Here is a 21,843-nt window from a genome sequence, read left to right on the forward strand (position 1 = left end):
ATGCGCCTGATTTAGTCCATAACCAGATCATCGCAACCTGTACGATTGGATGAAGCGGGCTGTTCTTTCGGGCAAAGACGGCAGGGGGATGGGCTTGTGCCAAAAAAGAAAGTTCACAAAAAAAAGGGCGGCCAACGCGCGGCCGCCTGAAGTTCTGAACATAGGCCCTGAGCCTAGAGTGAGGCTGTATCAAGCCAGAAATGAGGATGCCTGAATGCGCGGGTGATATCCTTGATGTGGCTCAATCGCGGAATTTATATCCGTTTGGGAAAATCAATCAGGCGTGCCATTTTCCGCCGTTTCGGCGACGGCTGCATTCAAATGATAAAGCGATTCCCGGATGATCTGCGGGCCAAGGTCCTTGGTGATAAAGACGATCTTTGATCGATGATCATCGCTTGGCCATGCGGGCAGGGATGCGGGCGGGTGGAAAATATGCTGCACGGCGTGAATGGCCACCGGGGCGTTTTCACTGACCAGATTTAAAATGCCCTTTACCCGCAGAAGGCTTTCGCCGCGCATCTGGGTAAAGATTTCGGCCCAGGTGACAAAAGCATCCCAGTGGATCGGATCATCAAAGGTGATGCAGAACGACTGAATATGGTCATCATGGCGGTTTACGTCGTTGGCGTGGCTATGGCCATGATGCTCATGGTCATGTTTGTGGTCGTGCGTATGGTCATGCACTTCTTCGCCGTGATGATCATAGGCTTCGTCGCGCAGCCATTTCTGCACGTCCATGCTTTTGGTTGTTGGATCATACAGCCCGGCATTAAACAGTTTGTCGGCGGCAATATCGCCGTTGTGAACCGGGTAAATTGGTGCGGCGGGATTAAGGGCGCGCAGGCGTGTTGCCAGCGTGTTGCTGTGTGTTTCGCCGGCAAGATCAGCCTTGGTCAAAAGAATACGGTCGGCAACGGCGGCTTGCTTAACACTTTCGGGATGATGATCAAGCTGATGTGCACCGTTCACCGCATCCACCGTGGTCACCACGCTATCAAGACGGAACTTGGTCGTTAGCAAGGGATCGGTCATAAGCGTGTGCAGGATCGGTGCGGGGTCGGCAAGGCCGGTAGTTTCAATGATCACGCGATCAAACTGCGGGATTTCACCGCGCGTGCGTTTGACAAATAAATCACGCAAACCTGAAATCAGATCGCCGCGCACTGAACAGCAAATGCAGCCGGAATTAAGTAAAACAACGTCTTCGGAAATTTCGCGCACCAGCAAATGGTCCAGCCCGATATCACCAAACTCGTTGATCAGGACGGCAGTTTTATCCATGCCGTCTTGGGTCAGTAATGCATTAAGCAGGGTGGTTTTGCCACTGCCGAGAAAGCCGGTGATAACCGTGGTGGCGACGCGTTCGACTTGTTCGTTGGAAATAGCCATGGGACTGGTTTTGATCACTTTTTGCCATAGAGTTCATCGACAGCGACTTCCGGCTGGGAAATCACGACTTCCGCACCATCGCGCGCGGCAAAATAGAAACAGTTGCGCCGCCCGGTGTGGCAGGCCACGCCAAGCTGATCAACCTGTGCCAGTACCGTGTCCTGATCGCAGTCATAGCGAAAATCAACCAGTGTCTGTATCTGGCCGGAACTTTCACCCTTACGCCAAAGCTTGCCGCGCGAGCGTGAGAAATAGCACACCCGACCGGTCGACAGCGTTTCAAGCACCGCATCGCGGTTCATCCATGCCATCATCAGGACTTCGCCCGTATCATGCTGCTGCGCGATTGCTGGGATCAGGCCGTTTTCATTGTATTTCAGTTTATCGGCAATCTGTTCATTGGCGGTGGTCATGAAGGGCTCCGGTCGATGATGGTTGACTTTTGGGGCGTGGCACGGCAGAAAATGATATATTATAACATTTCAACAAATGCCACGGCTTTTTGGCTGCTGCCAATATGACCGAAAGTGGGCCACAGTGGCAATGCTGCGAGAAAACCTAGTATGAGCGATCTTTTCCCGAAAAAGGGCCACGATCACGACAGATGCGTACATAGCGCAATTGCCCAGGCAGAGAAAGTCTGTGACGACGCAAGTGCACGGTTTACCGACATGCGCCGCAAGGTTTTTACTTTGATCTGGCAATCGCACAAGGCGGTGACGGCCTATGAATTACTTGATGCGCTGACGTCCGAAGGGCAGCGCGTGCAGCCGCCAACCGTGTATCGGGCGCTGGAGTTTTTGACCGACCTTGGCTTGGTGCATCGGATTGAATCACTAAATGCCTATTTCGGCTGTGACCGGCCAGATTGCGATCATCTGGGGCAGTATTTCATTTGTACCGAGTGCGGCCGTGTCGCCGAGGAAGTCAACGAAGACATGAGCAATGCTGTGCGTAAGGCCGCAGGCAATGTCGGTTTTGCCATTCAGGCGACCACGGTTGAAATCAAAGGGCTTTGCCATGACTGCGCCACTCATTGAGGGTCGGGGACTGACCCTTTCGTTTGGTAGTGAGCGCGTGCTTGATCAGGTGTCGCTGTCCATTCAGGCTGGCGAAATCATGACGTTGATCGGTCCCAATGGGGCGGGTAAATCAACGCTGGTTAAAACGTTGCTGGGCTTGCAAAAGCCTGACAGTGGTGATGTGATCCGCAAAAACGGCCTTCGTATTGGTTATGTGCCCCAGAAGTTGGCGATTGATCAGGTCTTGCCCATGACCGTAAAGCGGTTTTTGACCCTGACGCGCGCGGCTGCACGCAGTGCCTGCGAAACGGTGTTGGGGCAGGTCGGTGCCGCGCATGTGATTGATGCGCAGATGAGTAGCCTTTCAGGTGGAGAATCCCAACGCGTCATGCTGGCACGTGCCTTGTTGTTGCGCCCGGAACTTCTGGTTCTCGATGAACCGACACAGGGTGTTGACGTTAGCGGGCAGGCGGAACTTTATCGCCTGATTGATGACATCCGTGCGGAGCTGAACTGCGCGGTCCTGATGATTTCCCATGATCTGCATCTGGTGATGGCCAAAACCGACAAGGTGGTGTGTTTCAATCGCCATGTGTGCTGTTCGGGCATCCCTGACACGGTGCGTCAGCATCCTGAATACAGGTCGCTTTTTGGCGTGCGCGAGGCCGATGCGATTGGCATCTATACCCACGAACATGATCATGAACATGATTTGTCGGGGCATGTGGTGGGCGACTGTGGCCATGACCATTCCCATGATCACGGGCATTCGCATCATCATCATGACCATCAGAAGCAAGAGGCAGAAACCACAAAATGATGGATGATTTCCTGTTTCGTGCAGTGACGGGTGGCGTCTTGCTGGCCTGTGTCTGTGGGCCGTTTGGCGCGTTTATCGTCTGGCGACGGATGGCGTTTTTTGGCGATATGCTGGCCCATTCGGCGTTGCTGGGTGTTGCACTTGGTTTGCTGATCGGGGTTGATGTACGCCTTGGCATGATTGCCACATGCCTTGCCAGTGCGTTGATCCTTGCCATCGGGCAACGTCAATCACGGATTGGCAGTGATACGGTGCTGGGCATGCTGGCGCACTCGACACTAGCCCTTGGCATGGTGACACTTGCATTCGTGCAGGGGGTGGCTGTTGATATTATGGCCTATCTGTTTGGTGATATTCTGGCCGTCAATGTGACCGATATCTGGATTTTGGCCGCGGGCGGCAGTTTTGCCATTGCGGTATTGATCTGGATGTGGCGACCGTTGCTGGCGGTCACGGTCAGCCCGGAAATTGCCGCGGCGGAAAGCATCCCGGTTGAACGGTTACGCCTTATTTTTATGCTGTTGATGGCGCTTGTGATCGGCATGGCGATCAAGATTGTCGGGGTGCTTTTGATCACAGCCCTTTTGATCGTGCCTGCCGCCAGTGCGCGGTTCTTTGCCAGAACGCCCGAACAAATGGCGATTGGCGCGGCGGTGTTTGGTGTGGCGTCTGTGATGGCCGGTATTGCGCTGTCATGGCATGCCGATACACCCGCTGGCCCCAGCATCGTGATTTCAGCAGCCGGTTTGTTTGTGCTCAGCTCGATCGTGATGATGGGATTGCGCCGGAACTAGGAGGTTGGGCGCTGTTACCAGATGAGCCGTGGCATGATGAGCGGGATCACTGTTCAAGTTCTGAAATCATCATATTTGCCTGACGCAGGCGGCTTGCCAGAATGCGATTAAGGTTAAGCAACAGGCGCGTGACAATGTCCTGATGGTCCTGTCGCAGGGCTGCGAAATCGGTACCATCAAGTGACAGGCACAAAGCATCGGTTGTGGCGACGATAGTGGCCGATCTTGGCGCTCCATCAAGCAGTGCGACCTCGCCAAACAGCGTGCCTTCCGTGATGGTGTTGATGCGTTTTTGACGACCCGTTCCCGGCACGTTGATCACAACATCCATACGCCCGAAAATCAGGAAATAGGCGCGATTACAGGTGTCGTTCTGCTGAAAAACAAGGTCACCTTTTTTGAAACGCTGACGTTGGGCTTTGTAACCAAGTGTTGTGATTTGATCACGCGTCATGCCGTTTAACAGCAAACTTTTGGCAAAAACCCTGTGAATGCCGCGATCAGGTTTGTCGCAGAACCGGCGCAACAAAAGTTCTTCGCAATGAGCAAGGGCAGCATCGGTTTCGGCAAAGAAGTTTTCCTTGCTGACCGCTTTGATAACCCCGTTCGCATCAAGATTTAACCAGATCCAGCGTGGCTTTAATCTGTGATCGCGTTGATCGGGGGGCGAGTTCGGATTTGGTTCGGAGCGTTGTTTGTTCGGGGACAATCTGCGTTCCGGCTGAATGGAGCTCAGGAACAGGTGTTTGCCACCGTCGAGACATTGTTGATGAATGGCACGAAGAGCCTCGGACCCGGAGCTGTCGATTGACGTGACATGGCGAAAATCAAGGATGAGATAATCAATCCCGGTTTCAAGATGACGGCTGACGGTGCTGCGCAAACGGGAACATGATCCGAAAAACAGTGCGCCCTGAAGTTCAAGAACGGCAATGCGATGACCTTCTTTTTCAAGGCATTCAACGATGGCGACTTTACGCTGTCGATGCGCATGAACACGAGATCCAAGATAGCTGCGCCGGACCGGGTTTTTACTCATGCCCAGAACAAATAAAATCACCGTATCAAATGACGACAGCAACCCGATGGTCAGTGCACTTGTGATCACGATGTCGATGTTTGGGTTCAGCTCATTCCAAACAGGTGTCGTCTTGATCAGGATGGGCATGCGCCAGATTTCGGAAAACTCTGTGGTGCCGATCAGGGGGGCGTTGGCAAGTGGGAAGATCGAGACACCAATGTAATAAATGGCCGTACCGCCGACCAACCCGACAATGGCAGCTGGCACAAACCGAATGGTGCGCGCAGCAATGAACTGGAACGAAATTGTTGTAAGGCTGACGGCAATTGCAAAGAAAAGAATGCTGTTTTCGTCAGGTTCGAAAATGGCCGTGATGTCGGGTGTCAGACTGCCAAGTGCGGTCGGGAGGGTGTTGATCAACACCAGAAGGGCGGAGGCATTTACAAAGCCCGATAAAACGGGGGCCGGAATATAAGACGCCACATTTCCCAGACGAAGCAGACCTGCGACAAACTGAAATATACCTGCGGCCAAAACGGCGACAAAGGCAATAACGATGGCATCACCGGCTGAGCTGCCACGTGTAATGGCGATCTGGATTGCCGATGCCAGAACAAGTGCGGTAACAGCACGCGGACCTGATACCAGAAACGGGTTAACGCCAAACATCCCGCTAATAATGCCAAACAGAATGGCACTTCCGATGCTTGCACTAATGCCAAAGGATGCCCACTGAGGTCCGAGCGGATAAAACGCGATTAAGCCATAGGCAACCGCCTGCGGCAGTGTCGCCAGCATCCCGACGCACGCCGCCCCGATATCAAAGCGTGCTGTTTCTAATCGGGTTTGACGTATGCCTTTGATCATTAAGTGCCTCATCGGAGGGTAGTCCACCACGATCTGGTGCCCTATGTCTGCATGAAAACGCGATGCGATACAGGTTGCCAGTCGTCCGTATTTTGGACTCGTGAAGAACGTGGCAGTTATTAACCACCATCCCCTAATTGTTTGATTTGATTGTTTATTGGATAGGCACGTATCAGTGTAAAATTAGATGTGACATTTTTGGAAAATTAAGTCCATCCACGGTTTGGTCAATATTTTAAAACGACAAAGGCGACGCAGCATGATCTGCGTCGCCTTTGTCGTTGGCTTGCCTGTTTGAGCTAGGCCGTCTTTAACCGTTCAAGCCCGGCCTCAAGATCGGCAATCAGATCATCGGGGTCTTCAAGGCCAACATGAAGGCGGATCAGCTGTCCGTCGTCTTCCCATTTGGTAGCGGTGCGGATTTTGGTTGGGTCGGATGGCAGGATCAGGCTTTCAAACCCGCCCCAGCTAAAGCCCATGCCAAACAAGTCCATATTGTCGACCATATTGGCCAGTTGCTTTTTCTCGACCGGCTGCATGACGAATGAAAACAGGCCACACGCACCACTGAAATCACGTTTCCAGATTTCATGGCCCGGATGATCGGGCAGGGCCGGGTGCAGGACCGTTTTTACTTCAGGTCGGGTTTGCAGCCAGTTGGCAACCTTAAGGCCGCTTGTGTGGTGTTGCTTCATCCGAACGGCAAGGGTGCGTAGGCCGCGCTGTGCGAGGTAACAATCATCTGGTCCAATCGCGTCGCCGGAAATCAGGACCTGCTTTTTAATGGTCAGCAAATCTTCCTCGGTCGCGGTGGTAATCGTACCCATCATCACATCGGAATGACCGACGATGTATTTGGTGCCAGCCTGAACCGAAACATCGACGCCCAAGTCGAACGGACGGCACAGGATCGGTGACGCCCAGGTGTTATCAAGCATGACTTTGACGCCACGATCATGGGCCGCGGCGGCAATCGCGGGGATGTCCTGCATTTCAAAGGTCAGCGACCCCGGGCTTTCGCACCAGACAAGAACCGTATTGTCACGGATAAGTCCGGCAATATCGCCGCCAATGGTTGGATCGTAATACTCGGTTTCAACACCAAAGCGTTTCAGGAAGGTGTTGCACAGATTGCGCGTCGGGAAATAGGTGCTGTCGGTGATCAGGATGTGATCGCCCGGTTTGACGAATGCCAAAATCGCATTGGTGATTGCCGAAACCCCCGATGACACACACAGCGTGCCATAACCGCCTTCAAGTTCGGCAACGGCTTCTTCGAGCAAAAATCGCGTTGGCGTGCCGTGGCGGCCGTAGGTGACTTTGCCCGGAGCCGATGCACCGGCCTTTTCAAGCTCGGCAAGGCTGTCAAACAGGATGGTTGAGGCATGTAGTACGGGCGGGTTGACCACGCCGTGATATTGGCTGGACCGGCGACCGGCGTGAACCAGCTTGGTTTCAGTTTTCTGGGGGCGATGACGTGACATCGGTGGTGCTTCTCCTTGGGCATGGGCCTTATTGTTTATGGATAAGACAAAGCATCTCAAACGCGACCGTTCAAGGCTTTTTCACCGCTTTGTCGCGCATCACCATTGTGAAATCAGCCAACTGGGTTATTTCTTATGCGCGGACCAACCGGTCCTTCGTGCATTTTACCATCCCGTCAGACGAAACCATTCCCGTCAGGAGGCCCCGTGATCGATCTTCAGGATTTCCGTGCCGCGCGTCGCGCCATTTCCAGTCATATGCGCTTGACCCCGGTATTTAAGGCAGACAATTTTGCGTCTAAATCGGTGTTTGATAAACCCGACTGCCAGCCTGAAATATTTCTGAAGCTTGAAAACATGCAGGTCACTGGATCGTTCAAGGCGCGCGGGGCGATGAATGCGGCATTGGCCCTTGATGAAGACAAGCGCGCCAACGGGTTGTGCACGGCATCGGGTGGCAATCATGGCATGGGTGTGATCTATGCGGCGCGAACTTTGGGTGTTCCGGTGAAAATCTTTCTGCCGACCAATACGCCCAAGCCAAAAGTCGAAAAGCTGCGCGCACAGGGCGTCGAGGTCGCGCTGACTGGGGCGGTTTGGGATGATGCCAACCGGGCGGCAATGGATCATGCACGCCAAAGCAACATGGCCTATATCCACCCCTTTGCGGATCCCAAGGTGATTGCCGGGCAGGGCACTATCGCGCTTGAGATGCTTGAACAGCAACCTGATCTTGATACGCTTGTTGTTGCGGTTGGCGGTGGCGGGCTGATATCTGGTGTGGCAACAGCAGCACGACTGTTGCGCCCGGCCATTCGGATCATCGGGGTGGAGCCGACCGGGGCGGCAACGCTTTTTGAAAGCTTAAAGGTCGGCGAGGTCGTGACCCTGCCGACGGTCAATACCGCCGCAACCAGTTTAGCACCGCGTCAATCATCGGCATTAAACGTCGATTTGATCGGCAAGAATGTAGACCGTATTGCGCTTGTCTCGGATGAGGAGATGCAACAGGCGGCAAGCTGGCTTTGGCGCGAGTTTGGCATTGCGGTTGAGCTTTCTGCGGCGGCCGGGATGGCCGCGATTATGAAAGACCGCTTGGGGGTGAATGATCCGGGCCGGATTGGTGTGATTATTTGCGGGACCGGGAATGACGGGATGAAATAGTCCGGTTTGGGTGCGCGGGCGGTCGACAAGAATGTGCGGGCGGACAAGGGGCTGTGCCACCCGTTTTGTTATGATTTTTAAAGGGTTACCGCTGCACACCTAAATCATCAGACAAATAAAAAGGGATGGAACCGTTGGGCTCCATCCCTTTTTAAACCAGACGCCATCCGAAAAACGGATGGCGCGGAATTTTGTAGCGTCGCAAACCGCCAAAGAGCAAAAGCCCTTTGGAGCGGAATTACATCTTAGGCTCGACCACTTGACGACCACGGTACATACCGGTGTTCGGATCAATGTGGTGCGGGCGATGCAGTTCGCCGGTTTCTTTGTCTTCGCGGTACGAGCCCTTGGCGAGCTTGTCATGCGAGCGACGCATGCCCTGACGGGACTTGGTCACTTTTTTCTTTGGCACTGCCATGGGTCATCATCCTCTGGCTTGGGTAAACTCAGGCGCGCTTGTTACCGTGCGCGCTCGGGAAAGTCAACGATCAAAATGTCAGAATTTGCATTATCTGCATTTTCTGTGGCACTTCCGCTGTCGGGCGCTTCGCCGTCCTGATTGCCAGCATGATCAACATGGTGATCAATTGGCGGGATCAGCCCGACATCGCGAGGATCGTCAACAATATCTGTTCGCTGGTCGTATACAACAAAGCCAGCCTTTTGGTAAGCCCCCAATGCGCTTGGATGATCCAAAGTGCAGGTATTTACCGTAAGGCGGCGCGGCTTAAGGCCCCAGGCGGTGTCAATTGCCCAGTTCAAAAGGTATTTGCCATAGCCCTTGCCGATGAAATCGGGGATCAAGCCCATGTAATGCAGGTCGATCACGCCGTTTTCTTCAAGGTCGCCCAGATCAAGTTCGGCAAAGCCCGCCGGAACACCGGCAACATACAAAACATACACATGTGTTTCAGGCAGGGCCAGAATCGGGCCGAGTTCGTCGTCGCTCATCAAACGGCGCTGCCACCACAACCACGGTTCGCCAACCGTATCATATAAGTAGCGGTAAAAAGACAGTGTCAGGTTTTCGGCCCGCACAATGGCGACCTTTCCCGGTGGGATGGTGGCGGGTGCCCGTTCGGGCGGTGCGGGCATTTCAAGGAAGCTGACAACAACGTCAAGCTTGCGCGGATTGGATGGGCTCATGGGGATAACCTCTTGCACATGAGGGTTGTTCGAAAAACGTCATGCGCCTTTGTCTGTGGGGCATCAGTAATCGGTTCATAGCCCAGTTTGGCATAAAAGTCAGCAATCTCAGGCGTTTCAATTGTGGCCCGAACTTCAGCAAGATTGGACACACGCAGGATGTCTTCGGCCAGCTCCACCAGTTGACGACCAAGGCCAAGGCTTTGGACGAATTCGGCAATCGCCAGATAATGAATCCAGCCAAATATCTCATCATGGCCGGTCATCATGGTGGCGATGATTTGGCGGTCTGATGGCAGGCGGGCAACGATCAGGCTGCCGTGATTGGCATTGACGCAATTTTCGATGTCTTTGCGGGCATCTCGGATTGCCGGGATCAGGCCGGTGGCGATCCAAAGGTGCGTTATGGCCGCAACATCGTCATCCGACGGGGTTTTAAGTTGTTCAAGCAAAATGCCCGTCCCGTCATCTGCGCCCGCCGAGGTGGCCGCATTTGCGGCTGGGATCGGTTTCGGGCGATAAGACGTCGGGTCGGGCATTTTTATTCCAGTCGGTATCTATATCTTTAGAACGATCAATCATGCAGGGCCGATGATTGCGGGACAGTCTAACAGATTGGCATATGCATGCGAAACGGCCCGCAATTCATGTTGTTGCTTTATGGAGCCTAGCCTTGTGACGGGCCGGTTGTGACCGGGCTGTCTTCGGTGGTGGCCCATTGTGCCCATGATCCGTCAAAGACGGCGACTTGCTTGTGACCGGCGATGTAAGCACCCATTGCAAGCACGCAGGCAGTGACGCCTGATCCGCAAGTTGCGACGACAGGGCGATCAAGAACGATACCGGCATCTTTAAATGCAGCACTGATTTCGTCTGCATCCTTAAAGGTGCCGTCTGTGTTCAGTAGCTGATCAAAGGGCAGGTTAAACGCGCCGGGCATATGACCTGATTTCCCCCAAGGATCGTCGACCTCACCCCGGAAGCGTTCGCCCGCACGAGCATCGACAATCTGTTCGCGCTTGCTGGTGACGTTTGAAAGCACCTGATCATATTCGCGCAGCAAGAAACTGTTGGCGCGCGCGGTAAAGTGACGTTCGCGCGGCGGGGTGATCGCATCGGTCACCGGATGACCTTCGGCAAGCCATTTGGGCAGGCCGCCATCCAGAACGACAACGTCCTGATGGCCAAAGTGGCGTAGCATCCACCACGTCCGACATGCGGCCATGGCGGCACCGGTCTGAGCATACACCACAATGCGTACCCCATCGCCAAGGCCAAGTTTGCGGACCTTGGCGGAAAACTTGATGGCGTCTGGCATCATATGGGGTAGGGGTGCGCTGTCGTCAGCGGCGATGTCGTCAATATCAAAGAAAACCGCACCGGGAATGTGCTGCGCATTATAAAGGTCGCGCGCATTTTTGTTCTGGGCGGGCATGTAATAGCTGGCGTCAACGACGCGCACGTCCGGCGCGTCGATGTGATCCGCAAGCCACTGGGTGGAAACCAGGGCATCGGAAAGTGGATTGTTCATGGACAAGCTCCGATTGGCAATGGTGGGTATTGCGTGACCCCCGTTGGTCCGGGGATCAATTGTTTTTAAAGTGATCCTGTAGGTGAATTTGTAACGGGCCCATACCGCGCTGGCAATATCCGGCCTGAAATCGGTTGTGTCTTATTCCTCAAAAACAAGATTAATGCGCCGGTTCTGACGGCCTTTTTTCTCGATCTTTGAAATAATAACGCGGCCAATTTCCGACGTGTTTTTAACGTGCGTGCCGCCGCAGGGCTGAAAATCAATGCCTTCGATGGTGACGGTGCGGATCGAATGACCATCCATCGGCGGCTGAACCGACATGGTGCGGACCAGTTCCGGGTTGGCTTTCAGTTCTGCGATGCTGATTTCACCGTCATAGACATCCGCGTTGCGCGCGATCAGCTCATTGAGCTTTGCAGTGATGTCGTCTTTATCAAGCACCGCATCAGGCAGATTGAAATCAAGCCGTGCCTTGTGGGCGGCGATGTTGCCGCCGGTCACATCCCCCTCGATCACCGCACAGAGTAAATGCAGGGACGTGTGATAACGCATCAGACGATGTCTGTTGTCCCAGTCAAGTTCAGCTTCGACACTGTCGCCAATGGCTGGGAGGTCATGGCCGTCGGCGATGATGTGCAAAAGGGTGCCGGTTTCGCGGTCCTTGACCGTTGTGGCGACCGGAAGGCTTGCGCCTGATGTGGTTTTAAGCGCGCCAATGTCGCCGGCCTGTCCGCCGGATGTTGCGTAAAATACGGTCTGATCAAGGGCGACGCCGCGGTCAGAAATTCCCGTTACGGTCGCGGTGCAGGTTTTGGCATAGGCATCTTCACGAAACAAAAGGCGGGTCATTTTTCGGATATTCTCCCTTGGGTGTATTGGTGGCGATGGGCGCGTGCTGGGGCCGCGTACTCAGGTCTCGTACTGGGAAATCTTGGATGCGTTCTTTTAGTTGAATTCATCGTGCGGTGGGGTGGGGCAGGTTGTCGAGGGGAAATGTGTACGCCATCTATTTATTAGATATGTATAATTATTTACATAAAATGAAAAATGATGTTTGTAGTTATACATAATGTATGGTATCCCGGTGGCGTAAATCAGGAGTATCACCAACCTTGGCGGCACTTATTCACGTTAAATTGACGGGCGAAGGGGACTTCGGGCCGGTGGATCTCGAATGTGCGATCCCGCCTGCGCGCTTGCCTGTGGTGATGGCGGCCTTGTTTGGGCAGCCTGTCTCGGCATCCAATGTTCCGGGCGCGACAACTGCGGCGCGCATGGCGCCTGTTGTTCGGCCTTCGCGGTCTGCCGCGCAGACTTCGCTGCGACCATCAGATTATCCGATCCAGAACTCTGAGGCCCAACCTTCTGGGAGCCAGCCTTTTGAGGGGGGGACTGATGCCTCTTTGGATATGTCCGGGGCCGATACGCAAATGTCGCGTAACGATGACACCATTGTTGATCCAGCTTTAGCGGATAAAGTTCCCCATGCATTTGACGGTGGTTCGGTCGCGTGGGATGGGGCGATGGATCCGGGCAGTTTCCTGACCCGTTTTGTCGGATCTCTTGGGGATTTGATCGCACGTCTTCAGCCGCGTGGATATGCAGAAACCATTCTGATTGCGGCGATCTGGCTGCATTACCGTGATGGGCGCAACATGGTGACCCGCGATGACATTCGCCGGGTGCTGCGTCGACAGGATCATCTGCGTATGCCACGAAACTTCAGCCGTGATTTCCATGCTGTGCTGTCACGTGGGTATCTTGATCCGATTGAAAACGATGATGGATTTGTCGTTTCCAGGGTTGGCTATCAGTGGTTTCGCGCGGAATGTAATTAATAGTACAATTTGTCGAGAAATATGTTGACGGAATGTATGGTTGATGTATCGTTTTTGACAGGGACAATAAAAGCGGGCAGGACCAAAAAATGCGTGAATGGGAAGTTAGAACCAGTTGTCGGGTGTGGCGCGGTCGTTATGTCATCCGGGGTGATGTTGATCGTATTGCTAATGACATTGTCGAGTTGCAGCAAAACCGTTTCCCGGGGCTTGAAACCAGTAAGGTATCGCTTCGGGTTGTGACCATGGCGGTGATGTCTGTTTTGGCCGAGGAATGCTGCGAAGACGGGGTGACTGCCGCCGAACTTTCCTTCCTTTTGACCACCTGTTTGGGCATGCCGATTTCACCGACCCGGATCGAACAGGAAATGGATGGCCTGTCGGGCCTTGTCTGGACCGGGCAATGGGGTGGTGAAACCCTGTATGTTATGGAAAAGCGCGGGTTGCGGTTCTTTGAAAGTGCACGCGCGATGGCGTTGTCGGAAAACGGTACTGTTGCGCTTGGTGATGCGGACATCGCATCGGCGGTTAACGATGCCGGGTTTGATCCTGCAATCATTGCTGATCCGGCCCCCCATGCGCGGTACCGTGTTGTCAGCTGATATCTGCTGACGATTTCATCGCCCGCTTAAGTGATTTCACCCGTCAGGTTCGTCCGGCGGGTTTTTTCATGCATGTGGTCACAGCATGTCCTGTTACAAAAGACGCTTGACCATCCCTGTTTTCAGCCTTACTAATTTTGGTATGGAAAACGCGATCATTCATTTCAACGCCTATTTTACGTCGTACACATAAGTGCGGCGCGTGTTGATTTGTATCTGATCAAATGAAAACAGGCTGCCACAGGGCAGCCTTTTGTTTTTCATCCCCGGTTTGCCCTAGGTGGTCGCACCACGAAGGAAAACCGAAATGACCCATATCTCCGTTACTGACCGTACCCCGGCACTTGAATTCGCACCACAAGCCCTCAAAGATGGGATTGAAGTCGTATCCCTTATCCTGATGGCGGGATTTGCCAAAACAAGCACCGAAGCCCAAGACCTTGTTACGAGTGGGACTGTATGGATAGAAGAAAAGAAAATCACTGATCCTCATCATCATGTGCTGAATTACGCCTTTGATGATGGTGAAATTCTGCGGCTTTCGGTTGGTGCGGGCAAGCACACAACAATTCGGCGGGTGGGCTGAGCACTTTGGGCATGTGCCGGGTGGATGTTGGGGCGTGGGTGCGCCTAGAACAGCGACATCTGCCCATCCGCGCTGGGCCGTTTAAACCCGCTACAATCAAGATCAAGCGACCGTCCGATCAGGCCGTGTTTCTTGCGCGCGGCCTTAAACCGGGTAGCGATCAAATCGGCAATCGGGCCGGTGCCGCGCATGCGGGTGCCAAATTCGGATTGATAGCGTTCACCGTCGCGCATCTGGCGGATCAGGGACATGACTTTGGCTTTACGATTGGGGTAATTGGCTTCGAGCCATTCTTCAAACAGATCGGCAATTTCAAGCGGCAGGCGAATGACGATATGTGATACCGATGTTGCCCCGGCGTCATGAACGGCGGCGACCAGATTTTCGATTTCCATGTCATTGAGGCCGGGAATAATCGGCGCGCACAGAACCGTGACCGGAATGTCCGCATCGGATAATTTGCGGATGGCATCAAGGCGACGGTGCGGGGCGGACGCGCGGGGCTCAAGCAGGTTCGACAGCCTGTGATCAAGGCTTGTGACCGATACGGCAACCGATGCCCGGTTTTGGGCGGCCATGGGGGCGATGAGGTCAATGTCGCGGGTGACAAGCGCGCTTTTGGTGATGATCGAAAAGGGATGCTGGCAATCGCTGAGCACACCTATGATCGATCGGGTCAGTTGCTTGTCCCGGTCGACGGGCTGATATGGATCGGTGCTGGTGCCAATCACAAGCGGGGCAGGGGAATAGCTGCGTGCCGAAAGTTGTTTGCGCAAAAGAGCGGGCGCCTCAGGTTTCCAGAACAGCTTGGTTTCAAAATCAAGCCCCGGCGATAGCCCCAGATAGGCATGGGTCGGCCGTGCAAAGCAATACACACAGCCATGCTCACACCCTCGATACGGATTAATTGAACGATCAAACGGGACATCGGGGCTTTGATTACGGGTAATGACACTGCGCGCGCTGTCAATGCCAAGGGTGGTTTTGATGCGTGGCGGTTCGTCATCAAGCAACTGGTTGATCCAGCCGTCATCAACCGATTGATGGACATGACGTTCAAACCGGCCATCGATATTTGACACAGCGCCGCGTCCTTTTTGGCTACGCGCTGGAAGAAGGTCCGGATTGGAATTCGGGTCATACCAACCTTCGCCGGGAAGGGCTGTTGTTATGACGTCCGATGATGGTTCGATGGTGTTTCGCATATGGAAAACACTAAAGAACAAAATAGGAACATTCAAGCGAAAAGCACCATGATCAAGTTTACGGGCATCTTCATGTCAGGGGCATGTTGTGCCATTTGTGAAACTGATTGAGCCGGTATTTGTCCCACCGCCAACACTGCATGTGCTTAAATTGCCGCTGTTCCCGGAGCCGGAGAGATTTGTATTGTTACTGTTAAAGAATATCAGGTGGTTGTTTGTCGCCCCGCTGACATTGAGCGTATTATTCTCGAATACGAGGTTGTCTGATCCGACTGCTGAGAGGGCGTAGGCAAAGTCACGATTGCTGCTGGTTGTGATCGTGTTGCTGCGAATGACGGTATTTTGTGCGTTCCCCAGAACCTGTATGCCAAAGACCGTGTTGTCCGTTGCGGTGGTGGTCAAGGTGCTGTTGATAATTTCAACGTTATCCACGCCGTCAATCCGCACCGCTGTGACCGCCTCTGTTGCGGGGCCTGAAACAGTAACAGTAACGCCAACAAGGCGACTGTTGGCGGCCATATTGAAAATATGGTGCGGCGTGCCGAAGCCGACCGGAGGGGCGCCATCGCCGCTTAGGCTGGCGCCCGGTGTGGTGATGGTCACAGTGCGACCGGAAGGTGTTTTAACATCAAGATTGCCCGTTCCCATGATGGTTTGGCCATCCTGCACATCAAGGCGGTTGTTGACATTGGTAAAGCTGCCGTTAAGGACCACGGTCGAATTGGCACCGGCGGTTGATATGGTGTTGGCAAGGTCGGTGCTTGACGTTGTTGCGCTGCTGACAAGCGTAATGGCGTTACCGTCGGTCGTGCTGGTGATTTCCTCTGCCTTGGTGAATTGCCCGGCCTGACTGACGATATCAATGTCACGGATGATCGGGTCGGTCATCCGCCGTTCCATCGCGGTCAGGCGTGGTTTTGGACTGTCACCAAATGCCTGTAATGGAATGCGCAACCGGAAACTGGCAAAGCCCTGTGTGCCACGCGGATCGTCATGCTGAATTTCAGCGCCGAGTGAAAAGCGCGATCCTTCCCACAGAAACGGGACCTCATCAAACGTCAGGTCAAGTCGCCCACGCGGGCCTTGCACCGTATCGGCGCTTTTTTCTGTGAACCGATACCCACCAGCATAGGCGCGGAGCTGTTGTCCGGCATCGGCGTCAAACAGCGGAACGCGCCAGCCGATTTCTGCGTCAAACCCGCGAAGGGCGCGTTCTTCGCCTTGTGTGTACATGATCGACGCGCCGGAAAAATCAACGGTACTCAGACTGTCTTCCATATAACTTGTGGTGCCGATCGGAACATAGCCATTGGCACGAAAGTCCCAATTCATAGACAGGGCCTCGACCCCGATGGTGACCTGATTGAATTTATTGCCATACGGGCTGTGGCGGCGGTCAAAATACCCGTAACCGCCAATATTCCATCCCGTATCAAGCATCTGACGGATGCCAAGGCCAAAGTTGCCCTCATGGCTGTTGTTGTCATCCATGCGTGCGCGGATGCTGCCAAAACTTAGCGTGTCGTCATCTTGCCAAAGTGGGATGAACAGATCCGTTTCGCCAAGGTTTCGATCCGTCCCGGCCTTGCCTTCAAGATCGATATGCGGGCCCCATTTTTCGGGTTCTTCCTGTGTTTGTGCATGGGCGCCAGAGGCAGCCAAAATCGTCGAGCTAAACAACAATCCAATCAGGGTGATATTTTTTATGTACATCTCAAAATCAGGTCAGCAGGCATCATTGCGCAGCAGCAATATGCCGCAGCACCGAGATACATCAGGGGTATAAATACGTGGGAATTACAGTGTCCCGCTCATGCATGACTGTTTGTCATGTCTCTGTTTTCTTGCGGTAAAGTTACCGACAAAGACCCGCGTGAACCACAGATATTCTTTATCATTTTCGCAAGAGTTATCATTTTCCGCCAACGCGTTTTGGATGTGGTGTTTGGCGTTGATGGTAAATGTCATGGTGACAATTACCTGCTTGTCGGGGAGGGAAATAGATTTATAGTTTTGGGAAAGGTGCTTCTTCTTAAGGTGCCTGCCAGCCTCAAAGGAGTGCCCCATGGATTGGACCCAGTTTTTTAGTTTTGCGCTTGTGACGTCGCTTTTGGTGATGTCACCCGGCCCGAATGGGGTGTTGATTGCGCGCACCGTCCCGACATCTGGTCGGGCGGCCGGGGTTGCCAATGTGGCTGGTTTCGTTACCGCCTTTTACCTGCATGGTGCGCTGTCGATCCTGGGGATCTCAGTCATTCTGGTGCAATCGGCACAGGCGTTTATGATCGTCAAACTGCTGGGTGCGGCCTATTTGTGCTGGGTTGGGTTTAAGGCATTGCGTGATGCGTGGCGCGGTGTTGCCAAGGTAACGGACGTATCACCGGCAAAGCGTCGCCGGACCTTGATTACGGCCTATGGCGAAGGTTTTTTGACCAACGCGCTCAACCCGAAAGTGTCGATTTTCTATCTGGCGGCGTTTCCGCAGTTCATTCCGGTCGGCGAGGGCGCCATTGGATCGGCCTTCATGCTGGTATGCGTGCATGCCATGATCAACGCGGTTTGGTTCGGGGCGATGATTATGCTGTTGGCGCGCCTGACACGCTATGCCGGAAGCGGGCGTTTTCAGCGGGTGTTAAAGGCAACCACCGGGGCGGTTTTCATTGCCTTTGGCGTTAAGCTGGCAACGTTCCGGCCCTAAACACATTTTAATTCGGATGACCGGTCGTGCCCGTGCCCGTCGGGATGATATCCCGGCGGGTTTCTATTTACGCAGAACGATCAACACCATGATGACCGCAAACAGTCCAAGCAGGATGTTGGCTGCTGTGGTGCTTTGAGCGATCACCGCTTCAAATGCGGCGACCGGCAGGATCAGGGATGCCAGAAACAAAAAGACCGGATTGAACAGCATGTTTTTCATGTCAAATACCCCCTGCGTGCATCGAAATCAGCAACATGCCCAGCGCCATCACTCCGCACAGCAATGTCAGGATGACACCGGTTTTTAACACAACCGACAAGACCGGGCCCTCCTTGCCCGACAGGCCGACGGTTGAGCAGCCAACAAGGATTTTGGGTGGGGCCAGCATGCTGCCAAGCGACGCGCCAGCCGCCTGTGCACCCAACACAAGTGATGTGGAAATGCCGGCAAGTTCGGCGGTGTGACGCTGGAACATGCCAAAGACAACGTTGGAATTGTTCGTACTGCCGGTCATAAACGCACCCAGCGCACCGATGGCTGGTGAAATCACAGGGTAGGCGACCGAAAAGGCCCCGGAAAACAGGGCTGCACCGCCCTCGGCCAAGGCATAGGTCATGCCTGCATGGTCCATAATGATCGCAAGCCCAATCACCGGAACCATGCCGATGCTGGTCGGAAGGCCACTTTTAAGGGTACGTTGCCAGATACGTTTGCCAATGCCGTCATCATAGTGACCGCGCATTTTAAAGAAGGCGAAGCTGATGGCAGACGTATAAAGAAGTAACGCCCCCGGATGGCCGAAAATGGCAATTGCCTTGGCGCTTTCCGGGTTGATCAGCCAGCCAAGGGATGTGCTGGTGGCCGGGAAATCAAGGGTAAAGCGGATGTGGCCAAGGAACGCCTCGACCGCCGGGATAAAAGTCGCACAACCGACCAGCACAATGAACACCAGATAGGGTGTCAGCGCTTCAAGAAGCGGCATGTGTTGATGGTCATCTTCGACCTGTTCGGCGATATCATCGGGATGAGGTTTCCAGAACCGGGTGACAAGGATCGACATTGCAAGCCCGGCAATCCCGGCGGTCAAGCCTCCCAGCGTCCAGACGCCGTAATTGGCCATGGCATATTGCGCAATTCCCATTGTGCCCGAAATCAGGACTAGTGGAACGATCCGGCGGCGAATGGTGCGAAAACCGCCATCAAGCCACAAAACAGCAGCACCACACATCATCCCCGACAGCCCCAAAAGAATGGCGGCGTCATGGGTAAGCTCGGTTCCGGGAATGCCCGTCACACCAATAAGGGCTTCGAATGAGGTCGCCATATTGCCAAACAGCACCGACCAACTGTGCCCGATCATCGGGGCGGCAACAGCCAGAACCGGCGAAAACCCCATGCCAAGCAAAAGCGGTGCGACCACGGCAATTGGCACGCCAAAGCCCGCAACCCCTTGCAGGAAACTGGCAAACACATAACCAAGGATCAGCAATTGAAGTGGGCGGTCATCGGTTAGCGACCGGATTGCACGGCCAATGGTCTTAATCGCGCCTGCTTCGTCGGCGGCGAAATATAGGATCAAGGCTGCCCAGACGATATAAAGGATATATAGGGCCAGCATCACGCCCTTGGCCTGGGCAATGATCAGCATGTCGGTTGGGGCGCCGAAATAGAAAACGGCAATCAGGGCTGTGACAAACCATGCCGCAGCACCGGCACGCGCAGCCCCCCAATTGGCCTTGATCATTAAAAAAAGGATCGTCGCAATCGGCGTTGCCGCCAGCAGAAACTCAGTCATAGGGAGCGCACCATAACCTTTTGAAACAAGGGTATTGTCGTCACGATTGCGACGGTGCGCGCATAGTGTCCGAGCACGGATATAAGTGCAAGCTGTGATGAATTGTATTTCGTATGATGAAATGAAAATACCGGGTTCAGGAAGCACCCGGTATTCGCATTTTCTGATCGATTATTTGGTGCGTCAGGCGCAGTCTTGTTTGGTTTTTTCTGCGCCGAGCTCATTGAGCAGGTCGGCGGCAATATCAAACGATTTCAGGCGGGCTTCCTGATCATAAATATTGGCTGTAACCATGACTTCATCGACATTAGTCATATAAATGAATTCGCGCAGTTTTTTGCGCACGGTGTCACGTCCGCCGATGGCGGCATAGCGCATGGCGTGATCAACCCCGGCCTTTTCGACCCGGTTCCAGACAGTACCCATATCCTTAACCGGCTTGGGAAGTTGACCCGGTGTACCGCGGCGCAAGTTCAGGAACTGTTGCTGCATCGAGGTCGCAAGATATTCACCTTCTTCGTCACTATCTGCGGCAAAGAAACCCATCGCGGCAACCGCATAGGGTTTATCGAGCTGGTCGCTTGGTTCAAACCGGTGACGATAAAGCGACAGCGCATCCATCAGCATGTCCGGGGCAAAATGCGATGCAAAGGCAAACGGCAGGCCAAGGCGTGCTGCCAAATCAGCTGAAAACAGGCTGCTGCCCAAAAGCCACATCGGGACTTGCGATCCATAACCCGGAACTGCGCGGATCGGCGGGTTGCCTTCAAGCGGGGCCAGAAATGCCTGAACCTGAAGCACGTCCTGAATAAATCGGTCTTCGGACCCGTGCATATCACGGCGAAGGGCTGCGGCGGTCCGTTGGTCGGTTCCCGGTGCGCGCCCGATGCCAAGGTCAATGCGCCCAGGGTATAATGCGTCAAGCGTGCCGAATTGTTCGGCAATCACAAGCGGCGCATGGTTTGGCAACATTACGCCGCCCGATCCAACGCGAATGGTTTTCGTGCCCGCTGCCACATGGGCGATCACGACCGACGTTGCCGCACTGGCAATGCCGGGCATGTTGTGATGTTCGGCCAGCCAATATCGGTGATAGCCGAGTTTTTCGGCATGCTGGGCAAGTGTGAGCGTATTACGCAATGCATCACTGGGATGCTCACCGGCATTGACCGGGCATAGATCAAGGAGAGAATATCGTACCATTCGACAGACTTTCAGTTTGGCGCAAGCCGTTAGATGGGGGCGCGCCTGATTTCGACGTTGATGTTAATCTAGCCTGAAATCGCAACCTCGCCAGTACCAAGAGACAATGAACATGATGGAACAGAACAAAAGAGATCGGAAATGTTGATCATTCTTGGTGGTTTACCCGGTGTCGGCAAAACGTCTGTGGCGCGAATTGCCGCGCGTGCCCTTGGGGCAATTCATTTGCGGATTGATACAATCGAACAGGCGGTTCTTGATGCCAATGTGCCATCAGATGACGATATAGGTCCGGTTGGCTATATGGTGGCAAACCGGCTTGCGACGGATAACTTGCGGCTGGGCCACACGGTGATTGGCGATGCTGTCAATCCGATTGAAATAAGCCGTTCTGAATGGCGGTGTGCTGCTGAACGTGCCAAAGTGCGATATGTTCAGATTGAGTTGATTTGCTCGGACAAGGCGGCCCATCGTCAACGGGTTGAAACACGGATCAGCGACATCGAAAACCATAAGCTGCCAGACTGGGCGAAGGTTTGCGCGCGTGAGTACGAACCATGGCAGCAGACTGATCTGGTGATTGATACAGCACGCATGTCACTCGAAGAAGCGGCAGGGAAACTTGTTGAATTTGTTCAGGATCAAGATTCAAAGCTTTGATTTTAAAGT

The 21,843-nt window shown here is 53.9% G+C and carries 23 protein-coding genes; 9 read left to right on the top strand and 14 right to left on the bottom strand.

What is annotated here, in order from left to right:
* Positions 1-273: 273 nt before the first annotated feature.
* Both K355_RS0102580 and hisI read right to left on the bottom strand, forming a co-directional pair.
* Entirely contained in the window at positions 274-1,392 is a 1,119-nt protein-coding gene (locus K355_RS0102580) for a CobW family GTP-binding protein (protein WP_028791248.1), read from the bottom strand.
* 14 nt (positions 1,393-1,406) lie between these two features.
* Positions 1,407-1,805 carry a phosphoribosyl-AMP cyclohydrolase gene (gene hisI / locus K355_RS0102585; RefSeq protein WP_022730553.1) on the bottom strand — a complete coding sequence of 133 codons (399 nt, stop codon included), beginning with the start codon at positions 1,803-1,805 and terminating at the stop codon, positions 1,407-1,409.
* 150 nt (positions 1,806-1,955) lie between these two features.
* Between hisI and K355_RS0102590 the strand changes: the two genes are divergently transcribed.
* Genes K355_RS0102590 through K355_RS0102600 form a run of 3 tightly spaced genes read left to right on the top strand, consistent with a single transcriptional unit; the run spans position 1,956 to position 4,028 of the window.
* On the top strand, positions 1,956-2,432 hold the full coding sequence (locus K355_RS0102590) for a Fur family transcriptional regulator (protein ID WP_022730554.1): 477 nt from the start codon (positions 1,956-1,958) through the stop codon (positions 2,430-2,432).
* Positions 2,413-3,234, top strand: a complete 822-nt coding sequence (gene znuC / locus K355_RS22935) for a zinc ABC transporter ATP-binding protein ZnuC (protein ID WP_022730555.1) — start codon at positions 2,413-2,415, stop codon at positions 3,232-3,234. The genes K355_RS0102590 and znuC overlap by 20 nt, the downstream gene beginning before the upstream one ends.
* Complete coding sequence (locus tag K355_RS0102600; RefSeq protein WP_022730556.1) at positions 3,231-4,028, top strand: metal ABC transporter permease; 798 nt, start codon at positions 3,231-3,233, stop codon at positions 4,026-4,028. Before znuC ends, K355_RS0102600 begins: the two co-directional genes overlap by 4 nt.
* Before the next feature lie 46 nt (positions 4,029-4,074).
* Here the strand turns inward: K355_RS0102600 and K355_RS0102605 are convergent, their stop codons facing one another.
* Together K355_RS0102605 and metC are read right to left on the bottom strand one after the other, a co-directional pair.
* On the bottom strand, positions 4,075-5,916 hold the full coding sequence (locus K355_RS0102605; protein WP_022730557.1) for a cyclic nucleotide-binding domain-containing protein: 1,842 nt from the start codon (positions 5,914-5,916) through the stop codon (positions 4,075-4,077).
* 299 nt (positions 5,917-6,215) lie between these two features.
* Complete coding sequence (metC, locus tag K355_RS0102610; RefSeq protein ID WP_022730558.1) at positions 6,216-7,400, bottom strand: cystathionine beta-lyase; 1,185 nt, start codon at positions 7,398-7,400, stop codon at positions 6,216-6,218.
* Between the two features lie 207 nt (positions 7,401-7,607).
* On the opposite strand from metC, the gene K355_RS0102615 reads away from it, so the two are divergent.
* Complete coding sequence (locus K355_RS0102615; protein ID WP_022730559.1) at positions 7,608-8,564, top strand: threonine ammonia-lyase; 957 nt, start codon at positions 7,608-7,610, stop codon at positions 8,562-8,564.
* 238 nt (positions 8,565-8,802) lie between these two features.
* On the opposite strand, the gene rpmF is transcribed toward K355_RS0102615, so the two are convergent.
* From rpmF to K355_RS0102640, 5 genes are all read right to left on the bottom strand, one after another.
* Complete coding sequence (gene rpmF, locus K355_RS0102620; RefSeq protein WP_007090029.1) at positions 8,803-8,982, bottom strand: 50S ribosomal protein L32; 180 nt, start codon at positions 8,980-8,982, stop codon at positions 8,803-8,805.
* Between the two features lie 41 nt (positions 8,983-9,023).
* Positions 9,024-9,710 (bottom strand): GNAT family N-acetyltransferase, encoded by a 687-nt coding sequence (locus K355_RS22940; RefSeq protein WP_022730560.1) that lies wholly within the window; start codon positions 9,708-9,710, stop codon positions 9,024-9,026.
* Complete coding sequence (locus tag K355_RS0102630; RefSeq protein WP_022730561.1) at positions 9,707-10,249, bottom strand: GNAT family N-acetyltransferase; 543 nt, start codon at positions 10,247-10,249, stop codon at positions 9,707-9,709. The genes K355_RS22940 and K355_RS0102630 overlap by 4 nt, the downstream gene beginning before the upstream one ends.
* 128 nt (positions 10,250-10,377) lie before the next feature.
* Positions 10,378-11,241 carry a 3-mercaptopyruvate sulfurtransferase gene (gene sseA, locus K355_RS0102635; protein ID WP_022730562.1) on the bottom strand — a complete coding sequence of 288 codons (864 nt, stop codon included), beginning with the start codon at positions 11,239-11,241 and terminating at the stop codon, positions 10,378-10,380.
* A 141-nt stretch (positions 11,242-11,382) separates the two neighbouring features.
* Positions 11,383-12,093 (bottom strand): alanyl-tRNA editing protein, encoded by a 711-nt coding sequence (locus K355_RS0102640; protein WP_022730563.1) that lies wholly within the window; start codon positions 12,091-12,093, stop codon positions 11,383-11,385.
* Between the two features lie 263 nt (positions 12,094-12,356).
* On the opposite strand from K355_RS0102640, the gene K355_RS0102645 reads away from it, so the two are divergent.
* The 3 genes from K355_RS0102645 (at position 12,357) to K355_RS0102655 (ending at position 14,270) form a co-directional block, all read left to right on the top strand.
* On the top strand, positions 12,357-13,082 hold the full coding sequence (locus K355_RS0102645; protein ID WP_022730564.1) for a DUF4194 domain-containing protein: 726 nt from the start codon (positions 12,357-12,359) through the stop codon (positions 13,080-13,082).
* An 89-nt stretch (positions 13,083-13,171) separates the two neighbouring features.
* Positions 13,172-13,684 (top strand): hypothetical protein, encoded by a 513-nt coding sequence (locus K355_RS0102650; RefSeq protein WP_022730565.1) that lies wholly within the window; start codon positions 13,172-13,174, stop codon positions 13,682-13,684.
* A 307-nt stretch (positions 13,685-13,991) separates the two neighbouring features.
* Positions 13,992-14,270, top strand: coding sequence for a S4 domain-containing protein (locus K355_RS0102655; protein WP_022730566.1), 279 nt, complete (start codon positions 13,992-13,994; stop codon positions 14,268-14,270).
* A gap of 44 nt (positions 14,271-14,314) precedes the next feature.
* Here K355_RS0102655 and K355_RS0102660 read toward each other — a convergent pair whose 3' ends face one another.
* Together K355_RS0102660 and K355_RS0102665 are read right to left on the bottom strand one after the other, a co-directional pair.
* Complete coding sequence (locus K355_RS0102660; RefSeq protein ID WP_245562892.1) at positions 14,315-15,511, bottom strand: PA0069 family radical SAM protein; 1,197 nt, start codon at positions 15,509-15,511, stop codon at positions 14,315-14,317.
* A 39-nt stretch (positions 15,512-15,550) separates the two neighbouring features.
* Positions 15,551-17,188 carry an inverse autotransporter beta domain-containing protein gene (locus K355_RS0102665; protein WP_022730568.1) on the bottom strand — a complete coding sequence of 546 codons (1,638 nt, stop codon included), beginning with the start codon at positions 17,186-17,188 and terminating at the stop codon, positions 15,551-15,553.
* 352 nt (positions 17,189-17,540) lie between these two features.
* Here K355_RS0102665 and K355_RS0102675 point away from each other — a divergent pair, with 352 nt between their 5' ends.
* Positions 17,541-18,173 carry a LysE family translocator gene (locus tag K355_RS0102675; RefSeq protein WP_022730570.1) on the top strand — a complete coding sequence of 211 codons (633 nt, stop codon included), beginning with the start codon at positions 17,541-17,543 and terminating at the stop codon, positions 18,171-18,173.
* Positions 18,174-18,236: 63 nt separating this feature from the next.
* Here K355_RS0102675 and K355_RS25505 read toward each other — a convergent pair whose 3' ends face one another.
* From K355_RS25505 to K355_RS0102690, 3 genes are all read right to left on the bottom strand, one after another.
* Entirely contained in the window at positions 18,237-18,395 is a 159-nt protein-coding gene (locus K355_RS25505; RefSeq protein WP_022730571.1) for a hypothetical protein, read from the bottom strand.
* A 1-nt stretch (position 18,396) separates the two neighbouring features.
* Positions 18,397-19,971: an L-lactate permease gene (locus K355_RS0102685; protein ID WP_022730572.1), complete on the bottom strand. Its 1,575-nt coding sequence runs from the start codon at positions 19,969-19,971 to the stop codon at positions 18,397-18,399.
* A gap of 183 nt (positions 19,972-20,154) precedes the next feature.
* Positions 20,155-21,174 (bottom strand): LLM class flavin-dependent oxidoreductase, encoded by a 1,020-nt coding sequence (locus tag K355_RS0102690; RefSeq protein WP_022730573.1) that lies wholly within the window; start codon positions 21,172-21,174, stop codon positions 20,155-20,157.
* Between the two features lie 141 nt (positions 21,175-21,315).
* On the opposite strand from K355_RS0102690, the gene K355_RS0102695 reads away from it, so the two are divergent.
* On the top strand, positions 21,316-21,834 hold the full coding sequence (locus K355_RS0102695; protein ID WP_022730574.1) for a P-loop nucleotide/nucleoside kinase family protein: 519 nt from the start codon (positions 21,316-21,318) through the stop codon (positions 21,832-21,834).
* Positions 21,835-21,843: the final 9 nt, after the last annotated feature.

The sequence above is a fragment of the Thalassospira lucentensis MCCC 1A00383 = DSM 14000 genome, assembly GCF_000421265.1.
GTDB classification, from domain to species: Bacteria; Pseudomonadota; Alphaproteobacteria; order Rhodospirillales; family Thalassospiraceae; genus Thalassospira; species Thalassospira lucentensis.

Bases quoted from the DNA above. Each gene is read 5' to 3' on its own strand.
- K355_RS0102580 (WP_028791248.1), bottom strand. From the start codon at position 1,392: ATGGCTATTTCCAACGAACAAGTCGAACGCGTCGCCACCACGGTTATC.
- hisI (WP_022730553.1), bottom strand. From the start codon at position 1,805: ATGACCACCGCCAATGAACAGATTGCCGATAAACTGAAATACAATGAA.
- K355_RS0102590 (WP_022730554.1), top strand. From the start codon at position 1,956: ATGAGCGATCTTTTCCCGAAAAAGGGCCACGATCACGACAGATGCGTA.
- znuC (WP_022730555.1), top strand. From the start codon at position 2,413: ATGACTGCGCCACTCATTGAGGGTCGGGGACTGACCCTTTCGTTTGGT.
- K355_RS0102600 (WP_022730556.1), top strand. From the start codon at position 3,231: ATGATGGATGATTTCCTGTTTCGTGCAGTGACGGGTGGCGTCTTGCTG.
- K355_RS0102605 (WP_022730557.1), bottom strand. From the start codon at position 5,916: ATGATCAAAGGCATACGTCAAACCCGATTAGAAACAGCACGCTTTGAT.
- metC (WP_022730558.1), bottom strand. From the start codon at position 7,400: ATGTCACGTCATCGCCCCCAGAAAACTGAAACCAAGCTGGTTCACGCC.
- rpmF (WP_007090029.1), bottom strand. From the start codon at position 8,982: ATGGCAGTGCCAAAGAAAAAAGTGACCAAGTCCCGTCAGGGCATGCGT.
- K355_RS22940 (WP_022730560.1), bottom strand. From the start codon at position 9,710: ATGAGCCCATCCAATCCGCGCAAGCTTGACGTTGTTGTCAGCTTCCTT.
- K355_RS0102630 (WP_022730561.1), bottom strand. From the start codon at position 10,249: ATGCCCGACCCGACGTCTTATCGCCCGAAACCGATCCCAGCCGCAAAT.
- sseA (WP_022730562.1), bottom strand. From the start codon at position 11,241: ATGAACAATCCACTTTCCGATGCCCTGGTTTCCACCCAGTGGCTTGCG.
- K355_RS0102640 (WP_022730563.1), bottom strand. From the start codon at position 12,093: ATGACCCGCCTTTTGTTTCGTGAAGATGCCTATGCCAAAACCTGCACC.
- K355_RS0102650 (WP_022730565.1), top strand. From the start codon at position 13,172: ATGCGTGAATGGGAAGTTAGAACCAGTTGTCGGGTGTGGCGCGGTCGT.
- K355_RS0102655 (WP_022730566.1), top strand. From the start codon at position 13,992: ATGACCCATATCTCCGTTACTGACCGTACCCCGGCACTTGAATTCGCA.
- K355_RS0102665 (WP_022730568.1), bottom strand. From the start codon at position 17,188: ATGTACATAAAAAATATCACCCTGATTGGATTGTTGTTTAGCTCGACG.
- K355_RS0102675 (WP_022730570.1), top strand. From the start codon at position 17,541: ATGGATTGGACCCAGTTTTTTAGTTTTGCGCTTGTGACGTCGCTTTTG.
- K355_RS25505 (WP_022730571.1), bottom strand. From the start codon at position 18,395: ATGAAAAACATGCTGTTCAATCCGGTCTTTTTGTTTCTGGCATCCCTG.
- K355_RS0102685 (WP_022730572.1), bottom strand. From the start codon at position 19,971: ATGACTGAGTTTCTGCTGGCGGCAACGCCGATTGCGACGATCCTTTTT.
- K355_RS0102690 (WP_022730573.1), bottom strand. From the start codon at position 21,174: ATGGTACGATATTCTCTCCTTGATCTATGCCCGGTCAATGCCGGTGAG.
- K355_RS0102695 (WP_022730574.1), top strand. From the start codon at position 21,316: ATGTTGATCATTCTTGGTGGTTTACCCGGTGTCGGCAAAACGTCTGTG.